The organism is Nonomuraea sp. NPDC049480 (assembly GCF_044465905.1).
Classification (GTDB): domain Bacteria; phylum Actinomycetota; class Actinomycetes; order Streptosporangiales; family Streptosporangiaceae; genus Nonomuraea.
The window spans coordinates 118012-138093 of record NZ_JBITMD010000029.1 but is presented as its reverse complement, the minus strand read 5'-3'; the positions used below and the strand labels follow the sequence as shown (position 1 = coordinate 138093).

Annotated in this window: 14 protein-coding genes; 6 read left to right on the top strand and 8 right to left on the bottom strand. The window is 71.8% G+C overall.

Going from position 1 to position 20082, the window contains the following annotated elements:
- Positions 1 to 41 precede the first annotated feature (41 nt).
- A complete protein-coding gene (locus ACIBX3_RS50460) occupies positions 42 to 1535 on the top strand; it encodes a serine/threonine-protein kinase (RefSeq protein WP_397127881.1) in 1494 nt (497 codons plus the stop codon).
- Positions 1536 to 1548: 13 nt separating this feature from the next.
- Here the strand turns inward: ACIBX3_RS50460 and ACIBX3_RS50455 are convergent, their stop codons facing one another.
- The 4 genes from ACIBX3_RS50455 to ACIBX3_RS50440 form a co-directional block, all read right to left on the bottom strand.
- A complete protein-coding gene (locus tag ACIBX3_RS50455; protein WP_397127880.1) occupies positions 1549 to 1674 on the bottom strand; it encodes a hypothetical protein in 126 nt (41 codons plus the stop codon).
- 100 nt (positions 1675 to 1774) lie between these two features.
- Entirely contained in the window at positions 1775 to 6100 is a 4326-nt protein-coding gene (locus ACIBX3_RS50450; protein ID WP_397127879.1) for an HAD-IC family P-type ATPase, read from the bottom strand.
- Between the two features lie 27 nt (positions 6101 to 6127).
- A complete protein-coding gene (locus ACIBX3_RS50445) occupies positions 6128 to 6718 on the bottom strand; it encodes a hypothetical protein (RefSeq protein WP_397127878.1) in 591 nt (196 codons plus the stop codon).
- Between the two features lie 1711 nt (positions 6719 to 8429).
- Positions 8430 to 8846 carry a RidA family protein gene (locus ACIBX3_RS50440; protein ID WP_397127877.1) on the bottom strand — a complete coding sequence of 139 codons (417 nt, stop codon included), beginning with the start codon at positions 8844 to 8846 and terminating at the stop codon, positions 8430 to 8432.
- Positions 8847 to 9087: 241 nt separating this feature from the next.
- Between ACIBX3_RS50440 and eno the strand changes: the two genes are divergently transcribed.
- A complete protein-coding gene (gene eno / locus ACIBX3_RS50435) occupies positions 9088 to 10362 on the top strand; it encodes a phosphopyruvate hydratase (RefSeq protein ID WP_397127876.1) in 1275 nt (424 codons plus the stop codon).
- Between the two features lie 45 nt (positions 10363 to 10407).
- Here the strand turns inward: eno and ACIBX3_RS50430 are convergent, their stop codons facing one another.
- Both ACIBX3_RS50430 and ACIBX3_RS50425 read right to left on the bottom strand, forming a co-directional pair.
- Positions 10408 to 10878: a VOC family protein gene (locus tag ACIBX3_RS50430; RefSeq protein ID WP_397127875.1), complete on the bottom strand. Its 471-nt coding sequence runs from the start codon at positions 10876 to 10878 to the stop codon at positions 10408 to 10410.
- A 96-nt stretch (positions 10879 to 10974) separates the two neighbouring features.
- Positions 10975 to 12012 (bottom strand): endo-1,4-beta-xylanase, encoded by a 1038-nt coding sequence (locus ACIBX3_RS50425; protein WP_397127874.1) that lies wholly within the window; start codon positions 12010 to 12012, stop codon positions 10975 to 10977.
- A gap of 124 nt (positions 12013 to 12136) precedes the next feature.
- On the opposite strand from ACIBX3_RS50425, the gene ACIBX3_RS50420 reads away from it, so the two are divergent.
- The 4 genes from ACIBX3_RS50420 (at position 12137) to ACIBX3_RS50405 (ending at position 16816) form a co-directional block, all read left to right on the top strand.
- On the top strand, positions 12137 to 12937 hold the full coding sequence (locus ACIBX3_RS50420; protein ID WP_397127872.1) for a MerR family transcriptional regulator: 801 nt from the start codon (positions 12137 to 12139) through the stop codon (positions 12935 to 12937).
- Between the two features lies 1 nt (position 12938).
- A complete protein-coding gene (locus ACIBX3_RS50415) occupies positions 12939 to 15041 on the top strand; it encodes a prolyl oligopeptidase family serine peptidase (protein WP_397127871.1) in 2103 nt (700 codons plus the stop codon).
- Between the two features lie 93 nt (positions 15042 to 15134).
- On the top strand, positions 15135 to 15659 hold the full coding sequence (locus ACIBX3_RS50410) for an RNA polymerase sigma factor (RefSeq protein WP_397127870.1): 525 nt from the start codon (positions 15135 to 15137) through the stop codon (positions 15657 to 15659).
- Positions 15656 to 16816 carry a CU044_5270 family protein gene (locus ACIBX3_RS50405; protein ID WP_397127869.1) on the top strand — a complete coding sequence of 387 codons (1161 nt, stop codon included), beginning with the start codon at positions 15656 to 15658 and terminating at the stop codon, positions 16814 to 16816. Before ACIBX3_RS50410 ends, ACIBX3_RS50405 begins: the two co-directional genes overlap by 4 nt.
- Here the strand turns inward: ACIBX3_RS50405 and ACIBX3_RS50400 are convergent.
- Both ACIBX3_RS50400 and ACIBX3_RS50395 read right to left on the bottom strand, forming a co-directional pair.
- Entirely contained in the window at positions 16813 to 19017 is a 2205-nt protein-coding gene (locus tag ACIBX3_RS50400) for a polysaccharide lyase 8 family protein (RefSeq protein WP_397127868.1), read from the bottom strand. The genes ACIBX3_RS50405 and ACIBX3_RS50400 overlap by 4 nt on opposite strands.
- A 15-nt stretch (positions 19018 to 19032) precedes the next feature.
- Entirely contained in the window at positions 19033 to 20016 is a 984-nt protein-coding gene (locus ACIBX3_RS50395) for an Lrp/AsnC family transcriptional regulator (protein ID WP_397127867.1), read from the bottom strand.
- Between the last annotated feature and the right edge of the window lie 66 nt (positions 20017 to 20082).

The following is a 20082-nucleotide window of genomic DNA, read 5'->3' as shown; positions in this document are numbered from 1 at the left end:
AGTTCGGTGTGCGAAGGGGAATACGGAGGATGACGTCGGGGATGAGCGCTCAGACGCAGGAGCATCTCGGCCCGTACCGGCTGGTCAGGAAGATCGGCGAGGGCGGGATGGGGGTCGTTCACCTCGGCCTCGACGGCGCGGACCGCCAGGTCGCGGTCAAGGTGCTGCACCCGCACGTGGCCGCCGACCTCAAGGCCCGGGACCGCCTGGTCCGCGAAGTGGAGACCATGCGGCGGGTGCGCAGCCCGTACGTGGCCGAGGTGATCGACGCCGAGCTGGTGGGCGGCCGGCCGTACGTGGTGACCCGTTTCGTGCCCGGCCGCACGCTGGAGGAGACCGTGCTGGCCTCGGGCGCCCTGGAGGCGCGCGCGGTCATCAAGCTCGCCCAGGGGTTGTGCCAGGCGCTGGTGGCCATTCACGCGGCCGGCGTGATCCATCGGGACCTCAAGCCGTCCAACGTCATGCTGGTCGACGGGCAACCGCTGGTCATCGACTTCGGTATCGCGCATCTGGTGAACGCGACCAGGTTGACGCAGTCGGGGATGTTCGTGGGGACGCCGGGGTATCTGGCGCCGGAGATCATCCGTGCCTCACAGATCACTCAGGCGGCCGACGTGCACGCGCTGGCCTCGACGGTGTTCTTCGCCGCGACCGGGCTGCCGCCGTTCGGGACGGGGACGTTCGAGACGGTCTGCTTCAACATCATGGAGGGGCGGGCGCGGATCGACCAGGCGCCGGCGTGGTTGCGCGGCTGGCTCAGCCGGGCGCTGCAGGTGGATCCGGCGGCCCGGCCCGGCGCGGAGGAGCTGCTGCGGATGGCCAGGGCGCTCGATCCGGACGGTGAGCCGCGGCCGAGCGGTGCCAAGCCGCTGAGCGACCGCACACTGACCATGGACACCTTCTCCGACCTGCTGCCACCGGTCGCGTACAGCAAGGCCGCCCCGCCGCCGCCGTACGTTCCCGCACCGGTCACAGCCGCGCCGCCACCGCCGTACGTGCCCGCACCGGTCACAGCCGCGCCGCCGGCCCCGCGCACCGACCAGCGAGTGGCCGGTCACCCGCCGCCTGCCGACCCTCAGCCGTTCCTGCACAGCAGCCGGTTCGTCGGGATGCTGCTGCTCGTCACGCTGGTGGCGCTGACGATCGTCACGCCGGTCGTCATGGGTACCATGGCCGCCGCGCTCTCACTGGCGCTGCGCGTCGGCGCATACCACTTCGGGGAGAACCGGGGGACGCTGTTCAGGGCCGCGCTCCTGACGGTGGGGCACGTGCTGCTGACGCTGGCGTGCGGCATTCTCGTCTCGATCTTGCTGAACGCTGCCGGGATGCACGCCGATCATGCCGCGTCCCTCGCCGCGGGCGCCTTCACGCTCGGGCTGTTCGTGCTGCCCAGCGCAGGGGTGGCACGTGAGGCGGCCACGCGTACGCTGGCCCGCGTCCTGCCCGGCCGCAGTGCGGCCATGGTGGCGTTCGCGGTGATGGGGCCGATCTCAGTGATCTCGCTGATCGTGGCCCTGGGGCAAGGTTTTCAGTAGTGCCGGCGGCCTCTCAGGCGAGCCGGAGCCCTGCGGGCTGCATGATCGACATGACCAGGCTCTGAACGATGCGCATGATCAGGGCTTCCAGAAGCATCATGGCGGCTTTGGCGAGCAACGAAGCCAGGAACTCGGACAACTCTCTACCTCACGACTAGAACTACACCTAAAGACATATTTAGCCATAAATGTGTACATACGGGTATGATCAACATGTCTAAACGGTGAACTATCGATGTCTAGCCCTGGTCCGATCGTTCGATCATCGCCGCCAGCAGGGCCGCCGCCGCCGAGCAGGCCAGGCCGATCCCCCAGCCGAACGGGCCGATCGGGCGGCAGCCGAAGAGCTGGCTGAGGCCGGGCACCGACACGATGACGCCCAGCGCGGCCAGGGACACGAGGGCGGCGAGGACCACCGTTCGATCCCGTCCGCTCAGCGCCAGGGTCTGCAGCAGTTGGGCGGCGACGAGGCCGACGAGCCCCACCGTGTCCGCGCGGCTGCGGGTGCCGGTCATCCGCGCTAGCAGCCACGCCGCGGCCGCAGCGGCGGCCGTGGTGACGGCACGCAGGTAGATGTCCCTGGTCAGGGCGGCGCCGAGCGAGGCCTCCGGGCCCTCGGCGAGCAGCCGCTCGGGGCTTGCCGCGCTGGGCGGCCGGATGGCCACCGCCATGGCGGGGAGCATGTCGGTGAGCAGGTTGACCAGCAGGAGCTGGCGGGCGTTCAGCGCGCTGTGGCCGGTGAGGAGGCTGGATCCGAGCGTGAAGGCGATCTCGCCGATGTTGCCGCCGAGCAGGATGCCCAGCGCGTCGCGGACGGAGGCCCACATGCCCCGGCCCTCCACGATCGCGTCGATGATCGTCTCGATGCGGTCGTCGAGCATGACGATGTCGGCGGCGGCCTTGGTGGCGGGGGCGGCGTGCGAGCCGAGAGAGACGCCCACGTCGGCGAGCCGGATCGCGGGCACGTCGTTGGCGCCGTCCCCCGTGACGGCGACCACCTTGCCCGCCTTCCGCAGATTGGTGACGATGCGGGCCTTGTGCTCGGGGGTGACCCGGGCGAAGACCGCCACGTCCGGCAGCGCCTCGGCCAGGGCGTCGTCGTCCAGCTCCTCGATCTCGGGGCCGGTCATCACGCGCAGGCCGTTCAGCGCGCCGATCTCCGCCGCGATGGCCTCCGCCGTGCTGGGGTGATCGCCGGTGATCATGACGATCCGTACGCCGGCCCGCATGAGCCGCTCGACACTGCGCCGGGCCGTCGGGCGTACCGGATCGGCCAGCCCCAGGAACCCGAGGAAGCGCAGGCCCTCGATGCGGGACTCGTCGAGGTCGGCGCGGCTGGAGGCGGGCCGTTCCGCCACGGCGAGCACGCGGTAGCCGCGCAGGGCGAGCCGGTCCACCTCTTGCTCCAGCTCCCGTCTGATCCGATCGTCCAGCGGTACGGCCTGCCCGTCCACGACGATGCTCGTGGAGCGGGTGAGCACGATCTCCGGAGCGCCCTTGACGCTCAGTATCTGTCCCGACTCCGACCGGCCGAGGACGGCGTGGTAGCCGCGGGCCGGCTCGAACGGCAGCTCGTCCACGCGCGCCCACGTCCGCAGCCCGTCTCTGGGGGTGACGCCGAGCCTTTCCGCGCCGTCCACGATCGCGCGGTCGGTGGGGTGCGGGATGGCCCGCCCGCCCTCGAACCGCGGTCCCGCGCGCAGCGCCGCGCCCACGATCGCCCGCAGCTCGGGCGCCGCCTCCTCGACGGCCTGCTCGACCCGGCCGTCCGAGACCAGGCGCAGGCTGATCTTGCCTTCCGTGAGGGTCCCGGTCTTGTCGAAGCAGAGCACGTCCACCCGGCCCAGCGCCTCGATCGTGGACGGATTGCGGACCAGCGTGTTGTGCGTCGACAGCCGCTTGGCCGAGGCGAGCTCGGCCACGGTTGCCACGAACGGCAGCCCTTCGGGGACCGCCGCCACCATCATGCTGACCGCCGGGGCGAGCGCCTGTGACAGGGGCGCCCCGCGGAAACGTTCGACGACCATCAGGAGCAGGCCGGAGCCGAGCGCGGCCGGCAGGATCCGGCGGCTCAGCGCGCGCAGCCGCAACTCCACCCCGCTCGGCGGGGGCTGCTGCCGGACCAGCCTGGCGGTCCTGCCCGCCTCGGTCGCCTCGCCCGTGGCCACGATCACGGCAAGTCCGTGCCCGGCGGCGACGGTCGTCCCCTGGTACACCATCGAGGCACGATCCGCGACGGCCGGCGCCGCGGTGGGCGCGGCGGTCTTGGGCACCAGTTGCGACTCGCCGGTGAGGGTGGACTCGTCGACCTCGAGCCCGGCCGCCTGGATCAGTCTCCCGTCGGCCGGCACGGCGTCGCCCGCCCGCAGCTCGATCACATCACCCGGCACCAGGGCGTCGGCGTCGCCGGCCACGGCGCCGTCGGGGCGGCGCAGGCGTACCCGGACGGCGGTGGTCTCGGTGAGGCGGTGCAGCGCGTGGTCGGCGCCTCGCCGCTGGGCGCCGCCCAGCAGGCCGCCCGCCACGGTCACGAGGCTTATCAGCGCGGCGTCGAGCACCGAGCCGAACGCGGCCGACAGGCCCGCCCCCGCCGCCAGGACCGGGGTGAGCGGGTTGGCCAGCTCGTCCATGGACGCGCGGGCCAGGGATTCAGGGCCCCTGACCGCCTTGCGGGACGACGCCGCTCTGCGACGCTCGGCCTCGGCCTCGGTCAGCCCGTGAGGCGAGGTGCGGAGCTTGGCCAGGACGTCACCGGCCGACATGGCGTGCCAGGGCGTGTAGTCGGTGCGGACCGGCGGGGCCTCCCGTCCCACGCTGCGGCCCGTCCACTCGCCGGCCACGAGGGCGGCCACCGACGTGCAGTCGCGTACGAGGTGAGCCCGCCGGACCGCGGTCGCGGGAGGGCCGAGGAGCGCCAGCCCGGTCCCGGCGACCGAACCGGCGGCCGCCACGCACACGCCTCGTATGCTCGCCTTCCTGGCCGTGGCCAGGAAACGCAGCAGCAAGTGAACGCCGTCCAGCTCGCCGATCACGTCGGCGTCCCACGGGACCCGCCGTACGCCGTCGAGCACGCCGACGCTCAGGTCGGCCTGGCGCAACCCGCGCCGCCCACGTCGTGACACCACGGCCACGCCGTGTCCCTCGGACTGCAGCGCCCGTACCGACGCGGCCAGCCGGGGCCCGCCCTCGACCAGCCGCTCCACGCCCAGCCGCCGGGCGAGGCCGGGGTCCCCACCGGCCAGGACCACCTGGCACGCCTCCTTCGGCGCCGCGACCACGGCCTCGGCGAAGGGGTGCAGCTCGCGGGCCAGTCCGACCAGCGCGAGCGGGGTCCCTTCCCGCAGCACCATGACGGGCCGGACCCCCTGCTCCCGCCACTCCTCGGGCACGTCACCCACATGGGGCTGCGCGCTCCACCCGTCGTGCTCCCGCCGGGCTGAGGGGTCGGTGAGGTCCAGGAGCGGGTACAGCCGGGCGTGCAGATCGTCCGGATCCACGTCGGAGGCGAGCGGGACGACGCGGTCGAGGGCCCACATCCCGGTGGTGAGCGCGGCGGCGTCCAGGACGACCGTGTCGATGCGGTCCATGCGCCGCAGGGCCTCGCGGTCGAGCACGATCGTGCCGCGCCCGGCGAGGCAGCGCGCGACGGCGCTGGTGAAGGCGTCTCTGCCGAGGCTCGCCGCTTTGGGGATCCCCGTGATCAGCATGGACAGGCCCCGCTGGTGGCTGCGGCTGATGATCGTGCCCAGTCCGTGCGAGGCCAGCGCCGCGGCACCCGCCGCGTCGGCGTACCGTTCCACGGGCCCCCTGGGCAACGGGACCGGGCGCGCCACCGTGGCGGGCCTGATGTGGCGGTACGCCCCCGGCCCGGCGGCGAACTCCTCCTCGCGCCGTTCCCACGCCCGGCGCCCGGCACGCGCGTCGACGTACCGGCCGGCCGCGGCCACGGAGTCGATCAGCAGCGACGTGGGCCGCATGGCCAGCGTGCCGAAGACGATCCGGCCCGTCGCCAGCACCGCGTCCACGACCGGCTTGCCGAGGCGCTCTTCGAGCTGCCTGCGTGCCCACGGGGTGTGCTCGGCGAGCGCGAGGAAGTTGGGGATCACGGCGGGCAGCCTCGGGAGGCGGGCCAGCACACCGGCCGTGGCCACCGCGGTGCCGGCGAGATGCAGGCCGAGGCTGACCGCGGCGCGGGCCTGCTGCTCCACGCCGTCGAGCGCGCGGGAGGGGCCGGATCGCTCGCCGTCCTCGCCGTCCTCGCCGTCCTCGTCCAGCTCGTCGATGACGGCCACGAGCTTGCCCATGTCGGGCGTCGTCTCGTCGAAGCTCACGTACACACAACCGAGCGCCCCGTTCACCTCGGCGCGGGGGATGCCGGCCGCGCGCAGCCGCTCTTCCAGGGCACGGGCGCGCGGCTCGGTCCGCGGTCCGCCGATGCTCCGCAGTTCGATGCGAGCTCCGCCCGGGCACGGTTGTACCCGGCGGGAGCGAGGGACCACGCTCCGCACCGGCTCGGGGAGCATGTTCAGCAGCGTGTCAGCGGAGAGCAGACCGAACAACGCCATATGGCCTCCCGTCTACGGCGTCGTGGCTCACCTGCTCTGCGTGGCGCTCTTCCGCCTGCCGGCGGTCGTGCCAGAGGTCGTCGCCGTCTTGCGTCCGGCGGTGGTGTCAGCGGTCGTCGCGGTCTTGCGTCCGGCGGTGGTGTCAGCGGTCGTCGCGGTCTTGCGTCCGGCGGCGGTGCCGGAAGTCGTGGCGGTTCTGCGCCGCGTGGACGTCGTGGCCTGCTGAGCCGGCGTGGGCGTCGGAGCCGGCTGCTGGGTCCCACGCTGCCAGATGGACGCGGACGGCGCCCGCCGTCCCCGCTGCGCGATGATCGTTCCCGCGCCGATGGCGGCCGCTACCGGCCAATCGACGACTCCGAAGACCGCCAGCGCGCCGAGCGCCCCGTAGTACGCGATGCGCTCGGGCGGCGGGATGAACGTCCGAGCGACGTCGACGTAGTGGCCCATCTCCTGCTTGCTGATGCGCGGCATCCCGAGGTGCGGCATCCCGACGTGCGGCAACCTGACCTCGGGCCGGCGGACCTCGATGCTGAGCATCGGAAGGTCCAACGAGAGCCGCTTGGGCAGCTTCCCGTCGGTTTCGGCGGAGACGCGCCCTCGCTGCTGGGTGACGGCCATGATCCCTCCTCCTGGGCGAGGAAACTCCCTATCCTCTCCTCTCTATCCACCACCGGTCGCCTTATTCTGGACAGGCTAAATTTGGCGGTTTTTGCCTGCCCTATAAGAAAGGGGAGACCGGCCGGTCCAATGGCGAAGGCACGCATCGGCGAGCAGGCGCGCGTGGTTCATGAATGGGCATTGCTTCCGGCAAGCGTTGCCGGCGTTCCTGTCCTCGCCCGCCGGGTGGCGCTAGGAAAAGCCGGTGGGATTGAGGAAATCACTTCGCTTGTGGGTGCGGGCCGATCCGTGGCGGGCGCTGCTGGCGCTCGTGGCCGTCTGCTACGGGCTCGTCCAGTTGATCGTCGTCACCCCCGAGATGGGGCTGGGGTGGGACGAGGTCGTCTACGTCAGCCAGGTCGATCCGCGCGTGCCGGCCGCCGAGTTCATCGCGCCCCGGGCTCGGGGCGTCACCCTGCTCGTCGCTCCGGTGGTGTTCGTCACCGCGTCGACGGAGGTGCTGCGGGTCTATCTGTGCCTGCTGTCCGCTCTGGCGCTGTACGCGTCCTTCGGGGTCTGGCTGCGGGTACGGTACGGGCCGGCGGTGCCCCTTGCCGGGCTGCTGTTCGCCTCCCTGTGGTTGTCGTTGTTCTACGGCAACGAGGTCATGCCGAACCTGTGGGTGGCGTTCGGCGCGGTGGCCGCCGCCGGGTTCTTCCTGCGCTGCGTGCGGCCCGGCAGCGGGCGGGGGCCGATGATCGGGCTGGCGGCGAGCGTTGCCGCGGTGGCTCTGCTTCGTCCGCCGGACAGCATCTGGCTCGTGCTCCCGCTGGCGGTGGCGCTTGCCAGGCCGGGGTGGCGGCGGTTGAAGATCGGGGCCGCCCTCGCCGGAGGCCTGGCCGCCGGCTGGGCCGACTGGATCGTCGAGGCCTACGTCAGGTTCGGCGGGCCGGCCGCCCGCTGGCAGGCCGCCGGGGCGGCGAACGAGACCGGCCTGCACTTCTCGCTGTTCGAGCACGCCCGGGCGCTCAACGGCCCGCTGCTCTGCCGGCCTCCCGCGCACTGCGGGCCCGTGCTGCTGCCCTGGCTGCTCTGGTGGGCCGTGATCCCCGTCCTCGTCCTGCTAGGCCTGTACGCCGCGCGCCGCCGCGGACTGCTCGCCGAGTGCGCGCTGCCGGCCGCCGCCGGCCTGTCGCTGGCCCTGCCGTACGTCTTCCTGGTCGGCTACGCGGCGCCCCGCTTCCTGCTGCCCACGTACGCGCTGCTGGCGTTCCCGATCGCGTACGGCGTCCTCCGGCTGCTGGACGGGCGGCGTGCCGTCGCCTCCGGCCTGGTCGCCGCCGGCTTCCTGGCTCAGTTCGTGCTGCAGGGGCTCACGCTGGACAAGGTCGTCGCCGAACGGCTGACCAAGCGGGAGGCCGACGTCCAGGTGGCGCGGGCGCTGGGCGACCTGGGGATACGCCGGCCGTGCCTGGTGTACGGGGAGCACGCGGTGATGATCGCCTACCGGATGGGCTGCGACGGGCACAGCGTGCTGCGCTGGCCGCGCCAGAGCGAGGATCCGGCCGCGCTACGCGATGCCGGAAGCGCGGGCAAGCACGTGGTCGCGGTCGACAAGGGGCGTTCCGTCCCGGCGCCGTTCCTCCTGACATGGGAGAGGAGATGGCTGCCGGGGATGCGGCGCGGCACGTGGTACGCCTACGTTCCGGGCTGCCCCGGGAACTCCTGCCCTTCACGGGCGGACGAACCGCTCCGGCGGGATCACCGCGATGGGCACGAGCTCCACCAGGAACTCCGGCAGGACCAGCCCGGGCACCTGGATCAGCACGCTGGCGGGCGCGGTGCCCGGCGAGAAGTGCCGGGACCGGACCCGCTGGATCGCCGGTAGATCCTCACGGCGCAGGAAGTAGACGGTCATCGAGACGATGTCGTCCAGCCGGCCGCCGACGGCGGCGAGGATCAGGCGGACGTTGTCGATGCTCTTCTCCATCTGAGCCTCGACGTCGCCCGCACCGACCACCTCGCCGTGCTCGTCCCAGGCGACCTGCCCGGTGACGTGGACCACCTCGCCCTTGCCCTGAATGACGCCCTGTGAGAACGCCCGCCCGTTCGGCGCCCAGACCCCCGCCGGGTTGAAGCCGTCGGCCATGTGACTCCTCTCGTGCTGATGGGATGTATGCCTGATCACCTTCAACCTAAGGTGAGCCGGGTGCGCAGGCGACAATCCGCGCGAGCCCGGGCTGCCGCTGGGTGATCGCGTTCATCCACACGGTGACCAACCTCGTCCACGTTCAGATGTTGATCGGCAGGTGAGGTCGATCTGCCCTATGTACGCGCGGACGACCATGACACCGTCGAAGACAACCGTGACGCACCCATCTGGAGGAGCCGTGTGCGCGTTCCACATCATCGACCTGGGCGCCATGCAGATCCTGGATTCGCGCGGCCGCCCGACCCTGTCGGTCACCCTCACGCTGGCCGGAGGCGCGACCGGTTGGGCCGGCGTGCCCTCCGGGGCCTCCACCGGCACGAGGGAGGCGGTCGAGCTGCGCGACGGCGACACCAGCCGGTACCACGGCGCCGGTGTGACCCGGGCGGCGGCCCGCATCACCGGCTCGATCTTCCACCGGCTCAAGGGCCGGCCGTGGCACTCACTGGCGGACGTCGACCAGGCCCTGATCGAGCTGGACGGCACGCCCGCCAAGAGCAGGCTCGGCGGCAACGCCACCGTGGGCGTGTCGATGGCCACCGCGCGGGCCGTCGCCGCCGCCCACGGCCAGCAGTTATGGGAGTTCCTCACCCCGTACACCGTGCGGCCGCGGTTGCCGGTGCCCCACTTCAACCTCGTCAGCGGCGGCCTGCACGCCTCCAACCAGCTCGACTTCCAGGAATTCATGATCGCTCCGATCGGCGCGCCCTCCATGGCCGAGGCCGTACGGGCCGGGGCCGAGATCTACGCCGCTCTGCGCGCGAACCTGGCCGCGGCGGGACGCCCGACCGGCCAGGGTGACGACGGTGGTTTCGCGCCCGACTTCACCCGCCCGCGCGAGGTGCTGAGCGCGCTGGTGGAGGCCATCGAGGACGCCGGCTACATCCCCGCCCGCGACCAGGTGGCCATCGCGCTCGACCCGGCGGCCTCCCGGTTCCGCCACAGCGACGGCGGCTACCAGGTGGCGGGCGAGCGCCTGTCCACTCTGGAGCTGATCGAGCTGTACGCCCAGCTCGCCGACGACTACCCGATCTGGAGCATCGAGGACGGGCTGGCCGAGGACGACCTCGACGGCTGGCGGCAGCTGACCGACCGGCTCGGCGAGCGGCTGCAGCTCGTCGGCGACGACGTGTTCGTCACGAACCCCGCCATCATCGAGCAGGGTATCGCCGACCAGCTCGCCAACGCCGCGCTCATCAAGGTCAACCAGGTCGGCACCGTCACCGAGACGCTGCAGGCGATGGAGCTGTGCCGCAAGCACGGGTACGCGCGGATGGTCTCCCACCGCTCCGGCGAGACCGTCGACGACTTCGTCGCCGAGCTGGCGGTGGCCGGCGGCGGCGGGCAGATCAAGTCGGGCGCGCCCGCGCGCGGCGAGCGGGTGATCAAGTACAACCGGCTGCTGCACATCGCCTCGCAGCGGCCCGACCTGCCGTACGGGCTGGCCGACCGCTGAAGCTCCGGTGAGCGGTTCTCGCTCACCGGCGCGTCAGGGTGCCGCTCAGCCGTTGGCCGCCTGCTCCAGGGCCCGGATGTCGATCTTCTGCATCCCCAGCATCGCCTGCATGGCGCGCTGGGCCCTGGCCGGGTCGGGGTCGCTCAGCAGCTCCGGCAAACGGCGCGGGATGATCTGCCAGGACAGGCCCCACCTGTCCTTCAGCCACCCGCACTGCGACTCCTCGCCGCCCTCCGTGAGCCTGGCCCACAGGTCGTCGACTTCCTTCTGGGACTCGCACTCGACGTACAGCGAGATCGCCTCGGTGAATTTGAACTGCGGGCCGCCGTTCAGCGCCATAAAACGCTGGCCTGCCAGCTCGAACGTGACCATCATCGCCGTGCCGGGCTCAACCGGGCCGCCGTCGCCGTAACGCTGGACGTCCACGATGCGGGAGTCGCCGAAGAGCGTGGTGTAGAACTGCGCGGCCTCCTCGGCCTGGTTGTCGAACCAGAGATACGTGGTGATCTTCTGCATGACCGCGATCCTTTTCTGTGACCGTGTGTTCGTTCCGTCATCAGCGCGTCGAACTCGTCCCAGCCGGATCGACACGGCGGCCAAAGAATTTTCTTGCTACGCCTTTTTCACTCCCAGCAGCGCTTGGTAGGCGGGCTTGGGCACCAGGTTCTCGTCGAACAGGCAGGCCGCGCCCTGGCCGGGGAACCAGCCGGGCACCCACGAGTGCCGGTCGGTGAAGCCCCAGACGGTGAACTCGCGGCACGCCCTGACGCCGAGGCAGTCGGTCAGCGCCCGGCGGTAGTAGTCGGCCTGGGTGGCGAGCTTCTCCGGGGTCACCGGCAGCTCCATCCGGACGTCCAGCTCGGTGACCGCGACCTCCAGGCCGAGGTCGGCGAAGCGGCGCATGACGTTCGCCCAGTCGCCCGGGTAGTCGTACTGGATGCCGAGGTGGCCCTGGAAGCCGATGCCGTGGATCGGTGCGCCCTGCGCCTGGAGGTCCTTGACGATCGACAGCGTGGTCTCGATCTTGGAGGCGTTCCACTCCAGGTTGTAGTCGTTGATGTAGAGCTTGGCGTGCGGGTCCGCGCGGTGGGCCCAGCGGAAGGCGTCGGCGATGTAGCCGGGGCCGAGGTGGGTGAGCCAGATGCTCTGCCGCATCGTGCCGTCGTCGTTGACCACCTCGTTGACCACGTCCCAGGCCCTGATCTTGCCCTTGTAGCGGCGTACCTGGGTGGTGATGTGGTCGCGCAGGATCTTCCTGAGCTCGGCGGCGTCGATGCTGCCGTCCTCGACGCCGGTGGTCAGCCAGGCGGGCAGCTGGTTGTGCCAGACCAGGGTGTGGCCGCGTACCCGCTGGTTGTTGCGGCGGGCGTTCTCGACCAGGGCGTCGGCGTCGGCCCAGGTGTAGACGCCCCGCTCCGGCTCGACCGACTCCCACTTCATCGCGTTCTCCGCAGTGACGTGGGAGAACTCGCGGTTCAGAACCTTCCGGTAGTCGGCCTCGCCGCGCAGGGCGGCGAGGTCGACCGCACTGCCGATCTTGATGCCGTGCTGGTGCGCCAGTTGCCGCAGGTCACGCGGCGTGCGCGGGTGTGCGTACGCGGGGAGCGGGGCGGCGAGGACGAGCGCCAGAGCGATGATCAAGGGCTTCACCGGTGACCTCCGAAAATTTCGGCGACATAACGATATATTTCGCCGGTCGCCGGGAAACTAAGCGCTGCGCGCCTCCGCGTCAAGGGCTTGAACCTCCCGTGACGGGAGGTCCTACGGTCGGAACGTGACCGCAAGCGACGGCGCGGAGCGCCGGTGGGCCATCGGCGAGCTGGCCAAGGCCACCGGCGTCACCATCAGAACGCTCTACCACTACGACCAGATCGGCCTGGTCAGTGCCAGTGAGCGGACGGCGGCGGGCCACCGCCGCTACACCGAGGGCGACCTGCGCAAGCTCTACCGGGTGCGGGCGCTGCGCGGGCTGGGGCTGCGCCTGGACGACATCGCCGAGGTGCTCCGCCACCCGGCGGACGACCTGACGGCACTGCGCGACCTGCTCGCCGCGCAGCTCGCCGAGATCGAGCTGCAGGCCGCCCGCCTGGGGCAGCTGAAGGACCGGATCGGCGGGCTGCTGCGGCAGCTCGACCTGTCCGTGATGCCCGACGCCGAGCAGTTCATGGCCACGCTCGAGACGATCTCGATGTACGAGTCGTACTTCGGCCGCGAGCTGCGCGACCACCTGGCCAGGCGGCGCGCGGAACTGGGCGATGAACACCTGGAGACGGTCCGGGCCGAGTGGCTGGAGCTGGTGCGGGAGATCCGCCGGCACATGCTGGCCGGCACGCCCGTCGATGACCCACAAGTGCGGGACCTGAGCGCGCGCTGGCAGGCGATGGCGGCCGGGTTGCAGAGCGGCGACGCGCAGCTCGACACGCGGATCAGCGCGGCCGGGACGGCGTTGTGGCGCGAGAACGCCGCCGAGATCAGCGCGGAGGTCGCCCGCGACATCGACTGGCTGGACCCGGCCGACCTGCCCGCCGTCTTCGACTACTTGCGTCGCGCCATCACGCCCCCATCAGGAGAGTGACATGCGATACCCCGAGGCTCCGGCGCGGCCGGAGCGGAACGAGGTCGGCGGGCTGGCCTTCGAGGACCCGTACCAGTGGCTGGAGGAGGACGAGGCGGACGTGCTCGACTGGCAGCGCGCCCAGGACGAGCTGGCCAGATCCTACGTGTACGGCTCCCCCCACCACGAGAGGCTGGCGGCCCGTGTCGGCGAGCTGGTCGAGCAGATGGACGCGCGCAACCTGGTGGTGCCGGTGCGGTACGGGTCGCGCTGGTTCCGCGGCCGCGTCCCCGAGGGCCGTGACCTCATGGTCTGCGAGGTGGGCGACTCCTTCACCGGCCCGTGGCGGACGGTGATCGACCTCAACGAGATGTCGTCCGACGGCACGCCGCTGCGGGTCAGCCCGCAGCCGTCGCCCGACGGCAGCCTGCTGGCGTACTCGCTGGACGCGGCCGGACGCGAGCTGCCCACGCTGCGGGTGATCGAGACCGACACCGGGAAGGTGCTGCTCGACGGCGTGCCGCAGCAGCGGCCCGGCCTGGTGACGTGGCTGCCCGACGGCAGCGGCTTCTTCTACATGGCCAACGATCAGGCGGGTGGCCCACTGCGGTGGCGGCTGTTCTTCCACCGGCTCGGCGAGCCGGCGCCCACGGAGCCGGAGCCGCTGGACATCCCGCACCTGTTCGCCGTACCGAAGGTTTCGCGGGACGGGCGGTGGGCGGTGATCCAGGTCGATCACCTGCGGCCCCGGCCCCACTTCGTCACCCGGCTGGATCGGCCTGGGAGCACAGAAGGATCCGCGGCGGAGCGGGGACATCCGTCCCGGGACGCCGAGCAAGGCCCGGCCGGAGAACGCTGGTGGAGGGAGTTCATCACCGACGCCGAGCACCTGTACAAGGGCGTGATCGTCGGTGACGCCTATGTGGCCGTCACCACGAACGGCGCCCCGCGCGGAAGGCTGGTGCGGATTCCCCTGGACGACCCCGGTGACTGGACCGAGCTGGTGCCCGGCGGCGACGCCGTGCTGACCGGGGTGGCCCTGGTCGGCGATCGGCTGGTGCTGGGCGAGCTGGTGGACACGGTCTCCCGCATCCGGATCCTCGGCCTGGACGGCACGGACCTCGGGGAGGTGCCGCTGCCGGGCGCGGGCTCGGTCAGCTCCGTCGCCCAGGGCGTCGTCGCGCTCGGCGTGATGGACCAGGTCGTGGGCTGCGAGGACGCCATCACCTTCGGCTACACCTCCTACGCCCAGTCGCCCACCGTCTACCACTACGACCTGGAGTCCGGGAAGCTCACGGCCCTGCAGGGGGCGGGCCACACGCTGCCCGGGCTGGTCACCGCCCGTGTCTGGGCCACGTCGAAGGACGGCACGCGCGTCCCCTGCACGCTGGTGCACCGCGCCGACCTGGACCGCACGCGCCCGCAGCCCACCCTGATCCACGCGTACGGCGGTTTCAACGTCGCCGAGCTCGCCTCCTATCTCGGCCCGCTGGCCGCGTTCGTCGAGGCGGGCGGCGTCTACGCGCACGCCCACATACGCGGCGGCGGCGAGTTCGGCCTCGAGTGGTGGGAGGGCGGGCGGCTGCACCGCAAGCAGAACTCCTTCGACGACCTGTACGCCGTCGCCGAACGGCTGATCGCGGACGGGGTCACCGTCCCCGAGCGGCTGGCGTTCCAGGGCACCTCCAACGGCGGGCTGCTCGCGGGCGTGGCCGTCACCCAGCGGCCCGAGTTGTGGCGGGCGGTGGTCTGCGGCGCGCCGAAGCTGGACCTCATGCGGGTGGACCGTGACCCGGTGGGGACGGCCGCGACTCTCCTGGAATACGGCAATCCGAACGACCCGGCGGACGCGCCCGTGCTCATGGCCTACTCGCCGTACCACAACGTGCGGCCGGGGACGGCGTACCCGGCGATCCTGCTGGACGCGGGTGAGAACGATCCGCGCTGCCCGGCCTGGCACGCCCGCAAGTTCGCCGCCCGGGTCCAGGCCACGACCACCTCATCGCACCCGGTCCTGCTGCGGGTCTGGGCGGACGCCGGGCACGGGGGCACGAGCTGGAGCACGGTCGTCCGGCAGCAGACGGACTGGTTGTCGTTCGTCATGCGCGAGCTCGGTTTGAGCTGATCGACGCCCTGCACGAAGCACGATCCGGCGACGGCGCACGGACAAAAGCCGAGTGACGGTGTAATCAGGGAGCGTCTGAAGGGACTACTGGATGTGGACGATCCCGAAGAACGATTCACCGACATCTACGACCGGCATTACCGCAGCGTGCTGGGCTACGCCCTGCTGCGGGCCGAACGCGGCGCGGCCGAGGACGTCTCCAGTGAGACGTTCCTGGTCGCGTGGCGGCGGCTCGACGAGCTGCCGGAGCCGCCGCTGCCGTGGCTGCTCGGGGTGGCCCGCAACCTGCTGGCCAAGCAGCGTGACTCCCGCCACCGGCGGCAGGCCCTGGTCGACCGGATAGCGGCACTCCACCGGGAACAGGCCGCCGGTGACGTCGCCGAGCACGTCATCGACAGGGACACCGCCCTGTCCGCGCTGTCGGCCCTGCCGGAGCAGGACGTGGAGGCGATGGTGTTCGCCACCTGGTACGGCCTGCCGCCCGAGCAGGCGGCCACCGTCATGGGCTGTTCGGTCCGCGCGTACAACGTCAGGCTGCACCGCGCCCGCAAGCGCCTGAACCAGGCGCTCCACACGGGCGTGTTCGGCCCGCAGCACCCCACCCGGAGGATGGCATGACCGACCGCAGGTTCGCCGAGCTCAAGCCGGCGGCACTGGACGAGCTGACCGAGGAGGCGTACCACCGGCGCCGCTCGGCCGACCTGGCCCGCGCCTTCACGACCCCGCGCGCCCCGGGCCGCCGCTCCCGGCGGCCGTTCCTGCTGATGGCGGGCACGATGGCCGCCGGACTCGCCGCGGCGGCCGCAACCGTGATCGTGGTCTCAGGCGGCGAGAGCGGGGAGAGCCGTAAGAGCACGCCGCCGGTCGCCGCCCAGCCGGGGACCGCCCGTTCGTTCCTGCTGGCGGCGGCCTCGACCGCGATGCGCGAGCCGGCCGCGTCCGGCCGCTACTGGTACGTGCGCGAGCGCGTCGTCCTGAAAATGGACGAAGTGCCGAGCGAGTACATGGCGAGGCTCAAGCCCCTGATGGATGCCTATGCGCAGAAGGAGAAGGAGCTCAAGGGCGATCCGGAGCGGCTCGACGCGGAGAGGAAGGAGTTCGAGCGGAAGGTCGCGGAGCTCAAGAAGCAGCAGCAGCTTCCGTACCTGGTGTACAGGGCTCTAACGTACGAGTCTTGGCGCACCTTGAAGCAGGGCGAACCCGGCAGGACAGTGACCCACGACGGGGGTGTCTCGTTCGGTTCCCCCGAGGACGAGGCGGCCTGGAAGGCGGCCGGCTCGCCCGAGCTACTGAACAAGCTGACCAGGACCCGCGTCGACGACGAGGAGCGGATGCTGTCGGTCGACAACCCCAGCCTCACGCTCCAGAACCTGTCGGAGCTGCCTACCACCGAGGACGCGCTGAAGCGCGAGCTGGACGCGCTCCAGAAGCGCAGACCGCACGCGTCGCGCATCGACAGGAGCATCTACCTGTGGCAGACCGGCGTGGACCTGATGACCGCGCCGCTCCAGCCGGCCACCCGTTCCGCCCTGTTCAAGGTGCTGGCCGAGCAGCCGGGCATCACCTCGGACGGGCAGGCCAAGGACGTGCTGGGGCGCACAGGGGTCGCTCTCTCCGCGTCCACGGCTGACGCGCTCACAATGCGGTTGATCATCGACGGTGAGACGGCCGAGCTGCTGCAGTACGAGATCGTGGAGAAGGGTCTGCCGACCCTGCGGGTGGCGCTGGAGCAACTGGGCTGGAGCGACACGCTGGGCAAGCGCCCCAAGAGCTAGCGCAGCCGTAGATTCAGCGTGATCGAGGCACCCTCCTGCTCGGCAAGCCCCCGGAACGTGAACGTGGAGCCGGTCACGAGGGCGTCGCCGCCGAGCACCTCGGCCACCGGCCGCTCCCAGGTCACGGCCAGCTCGTCAAGGTCGCACCGGGGGTCCGACACGGTGAGCGTCGCCGTGCCGTCGCCGTGCTCACGCGCCAGCACCGCGCAGGGGGCGGAGGCGGCCAGGTCGCCGGCGGCTCCGGCGGCCCAGAAGTTCGCCGCCGTGATGTCCAGCGACGGCACGTGGACGGCCTGCAGCCGGGCGGAGTTGGCCATCACGCGCAGCCAGCCGGGGTCGGCGGCCCTGGCGCGCGTCTCCGCCCGGCTCGCCCCCGGAAGCAGCAGGTAGACGTAGCCGGCCGAGCGGGGATCCACGCCGTGGTCCAGCCAGAGCGTCACGTAGTCGCGGGCCGTGCCGCCGCCGGTGCGGCGTTCCCGCAGTGTGTGGAAAGGGCCCTGGATCACGTAGCCGCCGTGGCCGTCGAGGTGGGCCCAGCCCGCCTCGACGGTGAGCGGGGCGTCGGTCCTGCGGTTGTCCACGATCGTCTCGACGCGTGCCCCGTCCTCGGCCGTGATCCCGGCGCCCAGGCAGACGACGGCGTCGTCCAGGAAGAACCACGACTTGAAGGCCTCCATCGTGCTTTCGAGGCCGGTGAGGTGCTGGCCGACCGCAGCGTAACGGCCGTCGGTGGCCCCGCCCACCCACCGCCAGGGCGGACACGTGTCGCCCCAGCCCTCCCCCGCGCCGTCGGGCAGCCGCCAGGTGGAGACGGTCGTGCCGGGCAGACGGTAGGGGTCCACGGTGGTCCAGAAGGAGTCGGAGTACTGGTCGCCGTGGCCGCCGGCCCACCAGTAGAGCATTCCCGAGCCGGTGTGCCAGCCGCGCGGATTCTCGCCGTTGCCGTGCTCGTAGTGGCCGATCCGGTGGGAGGCCATGCTGAGCGCCGCGCACCAGCCCGGCCGCCGGTGCACGGCCCGGGCGCTCATCGGCAGCAGCCGGTGCCCGACCGGCTCGGGCGCGGCCGGGACGGCGGCGTCATCCGTGATCGCCACCAGGCGGGCGTGGAAGGCGGGCTCGGCGTGCTCCAGCATCGGCCGGTACGTGTTCCGCGCCGCCCAGCCCTTGACCATGGCGTGCCAGCGGGCCCGCTGCGCCACCGGTGCCACGTCACCGAGCAGCAGGATCGCGGCGGCGATCTCGCGGCCCTTCTCGTGGTCGCCGAAGGGCCTGCGGCCGACCCCGCGCCCGCGTACCAGGTCCATGCACGCCCCGTCGCGTACGAACGGCGCGAACGACCGCTCCACCGCGTCGAACACGATCGGGTGGATCACCTCCCACGGCGAGCCGCGCAGCACCGCGAACATCGTGGCCAGCCCCGACAGCAGCGTCACGCCGTACGCGCCCTGGTAGGGCACGTAGGTGTGCTGGATGAACGACCCGTCCCGGTAGAACCCATCGCCTTCGCCGACGTAGCGGAACACCGGGGACAGCGCCGAGACCGCCAGGTCCGCCTTGCCCGGATCGGACCTGAGCATGGCCCGCAGCAACATCACCAGGCACAGGTCCACGCGGTTGGCGCCGGTGCTGGTGCCGCTGTAGGCACCGAGGCGGCGTCCAGGGACGAAGTGGTCCACCGCGTCCCGCAGGGCCGCGCTGCGCCGCTCGTCGAGGCCGATCAGCACGGCCGCGTCGAGCAGCGCCTTCGGCACGCCGATCTGCCAGTGCCACCAGTTGCCCGCCGGGTCGGCGCCGGCCGCGTACACGTGCCGCCGGTAGTGGTCGATCCCCGCGGCGACGACCGCCGCCAGGCCCGGGTCGCCTGTCAGGCCGGTCCCCTCCAGCACGTACGCGTGCGCCATGGCCCGCAACCGCCGCGGCGTCGCCACGAACGAAGGGAAGGCCTGGTCCGGCCAGAGCGAGGTGGGGGCGGGGGCCATCGTGTCGCGGTAGCGGGCGGCCGCCCGGCCCGCCCCCGCCAGCCAGGTCCGGTACGGCTCCGCGACCGGGTCGTATCCGGAGCCCGCGCTGACCTCCCGCCACCGGCGGCGTAATCGCACGAAGGAGTCGTCGGGCGTGTGGGCGGCCTCCACCTGGGCCAGCGCCCCGGCCACGCCTGCCGCGGTCACGCCGCCGAGCCGGAGGAACGATCGCCGGTGCACACGTCGATTATCGGGTCACAGCGGGAGTACGGCCCCTGCCCGCTTGATGGTCCTGATGATCGGCGCGGTCTCGATGTGCCTGATCGCGGGCAGCGCACCCAGGCTCTCGGTCATGTAGCGGTAGAACGCGGCGTCGTCACGGCACACGACGCTGGCCGTCAGGTTGTTCGGGCCCGTCGTCGCACCCGCGAACGCGACCTCCGGATGCCCGGCCAGCGCCCGCCCTGTCGCGTGCAACTCGGCCGGCGGCACCGACATCCACAACTGCGCCTCCACCTGATAGCCCAGCGTCGTGGGCAACACGTCCATGTCGAAGAACAGCGCGCCCACCGCGCAGAGATGCTCCATGCGGCGCCTGACCGTGGACTCCGACCAGCCGGTCACCGCCGCCAGGTCGGCGTAGCCCGCCCTGCCGTCCCGCGACAGCGCCTCGATCAGCGCCTCGTCCTCCTGGCCCAGCACGACCGGCTCGCTTTCGGAGTCGTTCCTGGCGTACACCCGTCCGGCGGCCAGCCTCGCCACCTGGTCGGGCGAGAGCGCGGCCAGCCCGGCCCAGCCGACCCGCCCGCCGACGAACGTGTGCAGGGTCCGGTGAGCCGTCACCGACAACACCCGGTTGGTCCGCGCGAGCTTGTCCAGCAGCAGCGACTCGCGTTCCCTGGCCGTGCGCTGGAGCGTGCCGCAGGAGATCTCGGTGCCGCCGGACAGCAGGTGCACCCAGAACGTGTCGGAGCGCCGTCCGAGCGCCTCGGCGATCGCGACCGCGGCGTCGGGGGTGCAGCGCAGCCTCATCGACCAGTTCTCGTAACCGAGCCGCCGCCCGTCCACGACCCCGACCACGCGCAGCCTGCCGGTGGAACGCAGCCGCCGGTAGCGGCGCGCCACCCGCTGGTCGGACACGCCGAGCACCTCGCCGATGCGGCTGAACGAGGCCCGGCCGTCCACCTGCAGGGCGTGCATCAGCCCTCGGTCCACCTCGTCGAGCACGATGCTTTCCATCAGCACAGGCTATCCCGTACGGGATTCCGCCATAACAAGCGATTCTTCTGGCGAATACCCGCAGCA